At 58.2% G+C, this 7,441-nt stretch carries 10 protein-coding genes; 5 read left to right on the top strand and 5 right to left on the bottom strand.

What is annotated here, in order from left to right:
* Together CW742_RS04235 and CW742_RS04240 are read right to left on the bottom strand one after the other, a co-directional pair.
* Positions 1-188 (bottom strand): hypothetical protein (locus tag CW742_RS04235; protein ID WP_292416901.1); only part of this gene is annotated, 188 nt, incomplete at its 3' end.
* Between the two features lie 81 nt (positions 189-269).
* Positions 270-902, bottom strand: coding sequence for a CDP-alcohol phosphatidyltransferase family protein (locus CW742_RS04240; protein WP_292416904.1), 633 nt, complete (start codon positions 900-902; stop codon positions 270-272).
* Positions 903-1,051: 149 nt separating this feature from the next.
* Here CW742_RS04240 and CW742_RS04245 point away from each other — a divergent pair, with 149 nt between their 5' ends.
* Positions 1,052-1,738, top strand: a complete 687-nt coding sequence (locus CW742_RS04245) for a dihydrofolate reductase family protein (RefSeq protein WP_292416906.1) — start codon at positions 1,052-1,054, stop codon at positions 1,736-1,738.
* 10 nt (positions 1,739-1,748) lie between these two features.
* A complete protein-coding gene (gene sppA / locus CW742_RS04250) occupies positions 1,749-2,618 on the top strand; it encodes a signal peptide peptidase SppA (protein WP_292416908.1) in 870 nt (289 codons plus the stop codon).
* Here the strand turns inward: sppA and truD are convergent.
* Both truD and pth2 read right to left on the bottom strand, forming a co-directional pair.
* Positions 2,615-3,889: a tRNA pseudouridine(13) synthase TruD gene (gene truD / locus CW742_RS04255; protein WP_292416911.1), complete on the bottom strand. Its 1,275-nt coding sequence runs from the start codon at positions 3,887-3,889 to the stop codon at positions 2,615-2,617. The genes sppA and truD overlap by 4 nt on opposite strands.
* Positions 3,886-4,248: a peptidyl-tRNA hydrolase Pth2 gene (gene pth2 / locus CW742_RS04260; RefSeq protein ID WP_292416913.1), complete on the bottom strand. Its 363-nt coding sequence runs from the start codon at positions 4,246-4,248 to the stop codon at positions 3,886-3,888. Before pth2 ends, truD begins: the two co-directional genes overlap by 4 nt.
* A gap of 77 nt (positions 4,249-4,325) precedes the next feature.
* On the opposite strand from pth2, the gene CW742_RS04265 reads away from it, so the two are divergent.
* On the top strand, positions 4,326-5,048 hold the full coding sequence (locus tag CW742_RS04265) for a bifunctional 2-polyprenyl-6-hydroxyphenol methylase/3-demethylubiquinol 3-O-methyltransferase UbiG (protein WP_292416915.1): 723 nt from the start codon (positions 4,326-4,328) through the stop codon (positions 5,046-5,048).
* A gap of 53 nt (positions 5,049-5,101) precedes the next feature.
* The gene (locus CW742_RS04270; protein ID WP_292416918.1) at positions 5,102-5,761 is read left to right on the top strand and encodes a class I SAM-dependent methyltransferase; all 660 of its coding nucleotides are present in this window, start codon (positions 5,102-5,104) and stop codon (positions 5,759-5,761) included.
* A gap of 287 nt (positions 5,762-6,048) precedes the next feature.
* Here CW742_RS04270 and CW742_RS04275 read toward each other — a convergent pair whose 3' ends face one another.
* Positions 6,049-6,372, bottom strand: coding sequence for a cupin domain-containing protein (locus CW742_RS04275; RefSeq protein WP_292416920.1), 324 nt, complete (start codon positions 6,370-6,372; stop codon positions 6,049-6,051).
* Between the two features lie 142 nt (positions 6,373-6,514).
* Between CW742_RS04275 and CW742_RS04280 the strand changes: the two genes are divergently transcribed.
* Positions 6,515-7,441, top strand: a 927-nt coding sequence (locus CW742_RS04280; RefSeq protein WP_394339457.1) for an ATP-binding cassette domain-containing protein, incomplete at its 3' end; no start/stop codon positions are given.

The raw sequence follows: 7,441 nt of genomic DNA on the forward strand, positions 1-7,441 counted from the left end.
TTTTTGCAATGGCAAATTAATTCCCTTTTTCCTTTTACATGCTCGTTTAAATGCCTGGAACTAAACGGGATTAGAGAGTCCTCTATGGCAGTTTTGAGGCTGACCCCCTCTCCCCCTTTCGGACTGGCACACAACTGCGGTTTCTGGAAAGGAGGGGACTGGTCCTGATGGTAGATGATGACAATCATCTCACTGTGTGCCATCTATCAGTCTGAAAAAAGGGGGGGTATGAGGATGTGATGACTCCTGCCCTCGTCGTATCTGCGGGATCACGAGAGCGTTTTGTAGAGATACGTGATCCGCTGCAGGGCGGAGAGGTTCGTGCAGACCGCGATGATGATGACCGCTGCCCAGATGAACCCGGTGATGCCCCCGATGATCAGGACGAGGAATGTCTCGGGCCGGCCGAAGAACCCGACGCCTTCCAGGGGGTCGTCGATCTTGCCTTCGACTTTTTCCTTGTACCCGATCTCCGCGTATACCACCGGCTTGATGAACGTGTTCATCAGCGACCCGATGATTGCCAGCGTCACGACACCGAAGTCCGCTATCGGGGGAACCGCAACAAACTGGCTGATGATGGCGATCCCGGAGAGCCCGATGCCAAGAAGGGCGAGTGCGTCCACATACTTGTCGACGATCCAGTCGAAGACAGCGCCAAAGTTCGTGTGGGCGCCGGTCTTTCGTGCGACACTGCCATCAATGAGATCGAAGACTGCTGAGAGAAAGAGGGCGAGGGCGCCAAGAAGGAACTCACGCTGGAAGAAGAGGTATGCACAGAGAATGCCGGCGGCAAGGGAGAGGAGCGATATCTGGTTGGGCGTGATTTTCAGCCGCACAAAGAGATCTGCGACCGGCTCCAGGTACCCGATGAACCGGGGCCGGAGTGCAGTAATATTCATAGCTCAATTCATGGGAGGATGAACCATTAAAAGTTGCTCATACGAGACCCCGCGGGATCTCCCGCAGGTCTTCCTGCCGTGACGCATGGCCGCTATCGCCACGTTATTTATATCGGCCGCCCAATTATTCCGGAGACAAGAGGAATTGTATGACAGATCCAACCGACCGTCCGCACGTGCTGATGATGTCAGAGATTACGGCTGACGGCAAACTTACGCTCAAGAAGGGAGCCTCCTCCAAGATCCTGATGAAATACATGTCCCACGAGACCGAGATCCTGCTCCACAACACCCGGGCAGAATACGACGCGATCATGGTCGGGGCCAATACCATCCGGATCGACAACTCGTTCCTTACCGTGCGCTACGTCACGGGAAAGAGCCCTCTCCGGGTGATTCCCTGCAGCATGGCCGATATCCCCCTTGACGCAAACGTGCTGGGCCCCGATGCCCCGACCGTCATCGCAGTTGCGGAATCTGCGCCGCAGGACCGTGTGGACGCGATCAAAAAGAAGGGAGTCAATGTTGTCGTGGCCGGCAAAACGCATGTCGAACTCCCGCTTTTAATGAAGATCCTGCGCGAGAAGTTCGGTGTAAAAAAGCTCATGATCGAGGGCGGACCTACCCTGAACTGGCACATGCTTCACGACCGGCTCGTGGACGAGATCCGGCTCATCCACCTCCCCTTCATCGTTGGTGGCTCCGATACCCCGTCGCTTGTCGGCGGCATGCACATCAACGATGAGAGTGAGATGATCCGGCTCACCCTGAAGAAATACTACCTCTGTGGCACCAACCTCGTCTCGGAATTCGACGTGTTGTACGGGCGTGAATAACGGAGAAACCATGGACGAACACCCCCCCGATGGATCCTCATCGCCCGTTGAGCAGCCAGCCCCCGCGGTCCCGGCAGCTCCAGGAATGCCGGTGCAGGCAGCAGCTCCCGCCCCGGCCCCGCGGAAATGCCGGGGCAGCCTCATGTGGCTTGCGGGAGTCATCGCCGTTATCGTCCTTGTGCTCGCGATCCTTGTCGCTGTTTTTGTCCTGACGGACACGGACAACCGCGGCGTGAAAATCATCCGTATCGAGGGTACGCTTGCGACCGGTGCAGTATCAGACAAGGACAGTGCCGGCAGCGAGGCAATCGGTTCGCAGCTCCGGGAAGCGGCTGACGATCCCCTGGTCGAGGCCATCGTGCTCCGGGTGAACAGTCCGGGTGGGACCCCGTCGTCAGCGCAGGAGATCATCCGCGATCTTGACTACGCGAAGAGCAAGAAACCGGTGGTTGTCTCCATGGGGGACATTGCCACGTCCGCTGCCTACTACATCAGCGCCCATGCCGACCGGATCTATGCCAATCCCGACACCTTCACGGCCGGCGTGGGTGTCATCTGGGAGTTCTCCGATGTCAGTTCCTGGATGGAGAACGAGGGGTACAACCTCAGCGTGTACAAATCCGGCAGCAAGAAGGACATGGGCTCAACGGCCCGGTCCCTGACGGAAGATGAGCAGGCTTATGCGAGGAAGGTCGTCGATGACAGTTTCGAGACGTTCATCAGTGATGTCACGAGCCAGCGGGCGATCAACCGTGCCGATATCGAGGACGGGCGGGTTATCCGTGGCGCTGAAGCAATAAAGATGAACCTCGTGGATGAGCTCGGGAACCTCAACGATGCGATCGAAGGCGCAAAGCGGATAGCCGCGTCCCGGCGCTAGACCATCCGCACGGGATCCGCTTTCATGTACTCGCGGCAGACTGTTGTCGCGTAATGGCCAGGGGGGAGCGTGAACTTCAGGCAGACGTCCGTCTCCCCGGTGGAATACTCAATCTCTGTTTTGAGCGAGATCGGGCGGAACGCCCCTTCGAACTTCGTGCCGACAAAGCGCGAGGCCCGGGCAAAGTCGTCGGGCGTGATATTTCTCTCCGCAAGAAGTCCGTCCATGACCGGTTCATGGATGACGGGGCCGTTTTCGTTCCCGCGGCCGGGCATGAAGAGGGCGATGCTGCACCGGCCGCGCCGGATATGAATGGCAGCAGCCGCGGCGTTTGCGGCGGTTACCGTGTCGGTCCGGCCATTCGCAAAGACAAGATGGTCGCCCGGCACCGGTTCCGTGAGTGCAACCCCGTCGTCGAACCGCCGGCTTAAGGCACAGTTGAAGATATGCGACTGGAATGCCGAGACGAACATGGAGAGGAGCTTGGGCGGGAGCTCGCGGAGGGCACCGGCATAGTCGCCCGGGGTGTTGTGGAGGTGCTGGAGCATGGCCCGCTCGTAGTTCATCTGCACGGGAAACCCGCGGAGCGCTGGTGCCGGGTCACGGGTTTCAAGGAACGCGGTGCGGACTGCCCGGACATTTTCGTTCTCCGAAGGGAACGGGAGGCCGATGTAGGTGAGGACCGCCTGCTCGTAGTTGTCCCGTAATATCCATTCCCCGACCGCGTGGGTGACCGGGCGGATTGCGCCGAACCGCTGGAGGCCGAAGTAGTTGGGGACACCTTCGCGGACCGTCCCGGTTATTGCCTCCACCCGCCCGGCAAGGTCCGCCGGATCGGTGTCCCGGATCACCAGGAAAAACCGGTTCCCTTCCAGCTGGCCAAGGGCGAGGGCCTCGTTGGCGTTCCGCAGGGGTTCAAGGACAATGTCTTTCATCTGCACTCCCCGGACCTTCTCGGCGGTCACATCATAGATCGAGATCCACTGCGTGGTGATCGCGTTCCGGTCCTTGGTGCCGGCCCAGCCGATCCGGCGGTGGCTGATCCCCAGTCGTTTTGCGATCTCCTTGACCGCGTGCTGGAGTTCCCAGTTGGTCTTGGTCAACCGGCAGATGAGGAACGGGCCGGCGGTGCCACCCTTTCCCTCAAGCGGGATCTCCTCAACGAGAAAATCGGATGGCGTGGTGCGGAGCCTGCCGCCAATCCCTTCGGTGCTGCTCGCGTACCAGCGCATCCCGAGCTCGCGTTCAAGGGGCCAGGTGCTCTGTCTCATAACAGGGAGAGCGTTCCGGTGATCCGGTCAAGGTCCTCGCTCTTTGCCGGGCCAAGACCGAGCGCCGTGATCGTGCCCGGCGGGATCTCGGTCATGCCGGCGTCCTGGATCAGGGATGTCGAGATACCGTTCCGCTCGGCAAGCACCTTCAACTCGTACAGGGTCCGCTCATCGTTTGCTTTCAGCACGACCTTCTTCTGCCCCTCGGAGAGCCAGGCCTTCTGGAGCGCCTTGTCCGCGGCATTGTAGGCACCGATGGCGGCATGGCCGGCCTGGGCACACCGCTTGCCGCAGCTCATCTTGACATCGTTCCTGATGACCAGGCACTGCTTAAACCGGAATTCGGGCTCTTTAACCATTGGCGTATACTTGGTTTTTGCACGTCAAATAAGTATAGCAGGAAGGCAAACGATCGATAACAATGAATCCCTCTGCTATGCCAGTGAGAGAGCACTACGACCGTTTCCTGGCCGGCGAGTATGCCTGGATGGCCGGAGGTTTCGAGATCAACCTGGACCGGAACCGCCGCTTTTTCCACGAGATGGGCATTGTCCCGCGATCTTCCAATACCGCTCTGGACCTTGGTGCGGGCTGCGGTTTTGCGGCAATCCCCCTTGCAGAAGCAGGGTTCCGGGTAACGGCAGTGGACTTCTGCCGGCCGCTTCTGGACGAGCTGGTGCGCTATGCCCCGGATATTGTGACGGTGGAGGGGGATATCCTCGATTTCCCGCTCTGGGCCGGCAGGAACCCGGAACTCATCATCTGCATGGGGGATACGCTGACGCACCTGCCAAATGCCGGTTCTGTCCAAGACCTTCTCCGGCAGTGTTATGCAGAACTCGTGCCGGGCGGGAGGTTCATCCTTGCGCTGCGGGATTATTCACGTGAGGTTGAAGGAAGTGTTGTTGTCATTCCCGTGCAGAGGGAGCAAGACCGGATCTTTTTGTGCAGGCTTGAGTACCAGGCTGACCACGTCGGTGTGAAGGATGTCCTGTATTCGCGGGAGTCCGGGTCCTGGGAGCGGTCTTACGGGGAATACCGGAAACTCCGGATCGCTCCCGCCTTTCTCGAACGGGAACTGGAGCGTGAAGGGTTCCGGATTGAGAAAAATACTGTGGGTGAAGGGCATATCACGATGATTGTAATAAAAGAGTTGTGAGCAGGATGTGCGAGGGTTTTTCCCTCAACCCCGCGTACATCCGGTGAAAACCGATGGCCGACAACAATCCTCTGAACGAGGAAACAAACATTTTTGACAACCGGGCTGCTGCCTGGGACGACAAACCCCGGAGGGCAAAGCTGGCAGCTGATGTTGCACGGGCAATCTGTAACGCCGTGAAGATAACGCCGGAGATGGATGTGCTGGATTTCGGGTGCGGTACCGGACTTCTCACCCTCCAATTCCAGCCGCTGGCCAGGAGCGTTACGGGGATCGACAGCTCGAAAGGGATGCTTGCGGTCCTTGAAGAGAAGATCCGGGAGCAGGGGCTGACCAATGTCTCGGCACGGTGCATCGATCTGGAGAAGGGGGAGATTAAGGGCGGGACGTACGACCTCATCGTGAGCAGCATGACCTTCCACCACATACGCGATGTCCAGCCGGTTCTTGCAATCCTCTCTTCGCTCCTGAAGCCTGCTGGCACTCTCGCGATCGCCGACCTTGACAGCGACAACGGGAACTTCCACGACACACCGGAGGGTGTGTTCCACAACGGGTTCGACCGCTGTATCATGAAGAAGCATTTCGAGACCGCGGGGTTTGTGAACATCCGCAACCGGACCGCGGCAATCGTGCAGAAGGAATCTCCGTCTGGGGAGATCCGGCCTTTTACGGTGTTTCTCATGACTGGTAGAAAGGAGATGACGGTGTAAACCGGGTCTTGGATGGTTCTCATTGCACCGGGGAAAGGAATTGCTGGGTGTTATGGTGAAAATATGGTTGAGTAATGGGGATGCTGGCTTGAAAAAAGCTTGAAGATTTGGCTCCCATGAATATCTGTTTGGGATTGTATTAGTCAGGGATGGAGCCACGGGCGCTCGGGGTCTGTCGACCCTCGCCCCGTGGAGCATGGCGGTATCCCCACCGTGAAAAATTATTATGATGGGGTCGAGGGGGGCGATCACAGCAGGGAAATGGTATTCGTCAGAAAAAACAGGTTTTATTCCAGGTAGTCTTCCCGTACCGGGCAGAAAACTTCGATTGCCACTGAATCTTCATGGATCACGGCCGAGTGCTCAACGTTTCCCGGGATATTCCAGCTGTCGCCAGGCCGGATATCCGATTCCTCGTCATGGATCCGGAGGGTCATGTGTCCTGATACGAGATACCCGGTCTGTTCGTGCGGATGGGAATGCCGCGGGAGCTGTGAACCTTTTTTGAGCCGGAACTCGGCCATCAGGGTATTTGTTCCAAAGACAAGGGTCTTCTGCGTGATGCCGGGCAGCGACTCGCGGCAGCCGGTCTCAGTGTGGCGGGAGAACATGGGGGATCACGCTCCGGGTATTGGTCAACCGGATCGATAATGATAGCGTTACTGTTCCGGCATGGCGGGGACAGACCGGGTACGATCACTGGGTTTATGGAGATCCACCCGGAATACTCCTTGTATGGCAGGACCGGTGCCCATGGGATCTGACCCGATCATCCGCGTGGAGAACCTTGAGCACGCGTATGGCGATTTCCGGGCTGTGGACGGGATCAGTTTCTCGGTAAAGAAGGGCGAGATCTTCTCGTTCCTTGGCCCGAACGGCGCCGGGAAGAGCACGGCAATCAACGTGCTTATCACCCTCTTAAATCTCCAGAAGGGAAAGGCGTTCATTGCCGGGTATGATGTGAGCAAAGAGCCGCAGAAGGTCCGGGAGTCGATCGGGATCGTCTTCCAGGACATCACGCTCGACCGTGACATGACAGTCTGGGAACTCCTGGAGTTCCACGGACGGCTGTATAATATGCCGGTGAACGAGCGGCGGGATCGGATCGAGGAACTGTTAAAACTGGGCCAGCTCGATGCAAAACGGGACGAGCTGACAAAGAAACTCTCCGGCGGCATGAAACGCCGGCTCGAGATCGCCCGCGGGCTGATGACCCGTCCCGAGGGACTCTTCCTGGACGAGCCTACCATCGGTCTCGACCCGCAGACCCGGATGAGGATGTGGGAGTACATCCGGGGCGTAAACCGCGAAGGCACGACCATTTTTCTGACTACGCACTACATGGACGAAGCTGACCAGCTCTCGGACCGGATCAGCATCATCGACCACGGGAAGATCATTGTCACGGGGACACCGTGGCAGTTGAAGAATGCTCTCGGGCAGGATTTGATTTACCTGGAGACCGGGGACAACGGGAAGGCACGACAGCTGCTCGAACAGATGCCGGCAGTCCGCGAGATAAAGGAGAAGAGCAAAGGGATCGTCCTCATGGTGAACGAGGACGGGACAAAGGTCCTGCCTGGGATCATTGACACGTTGCAGGAAGCGGGCATCGCGATCACCACCATCAATCTGAAGAAACCGAACATGGACGATGTCTTTGTATTCTACACGGGAAAG

Origin of the sequence: Methanoregula sp. (genome assembly GCF_002835825.1) — an archaeon.
Classification (GTDB): domain Archaea; phylum Halobacteriota; class Methanomicrobia; order Methanomicrobiales; family Methanospirillaceae; genus Methanoregula.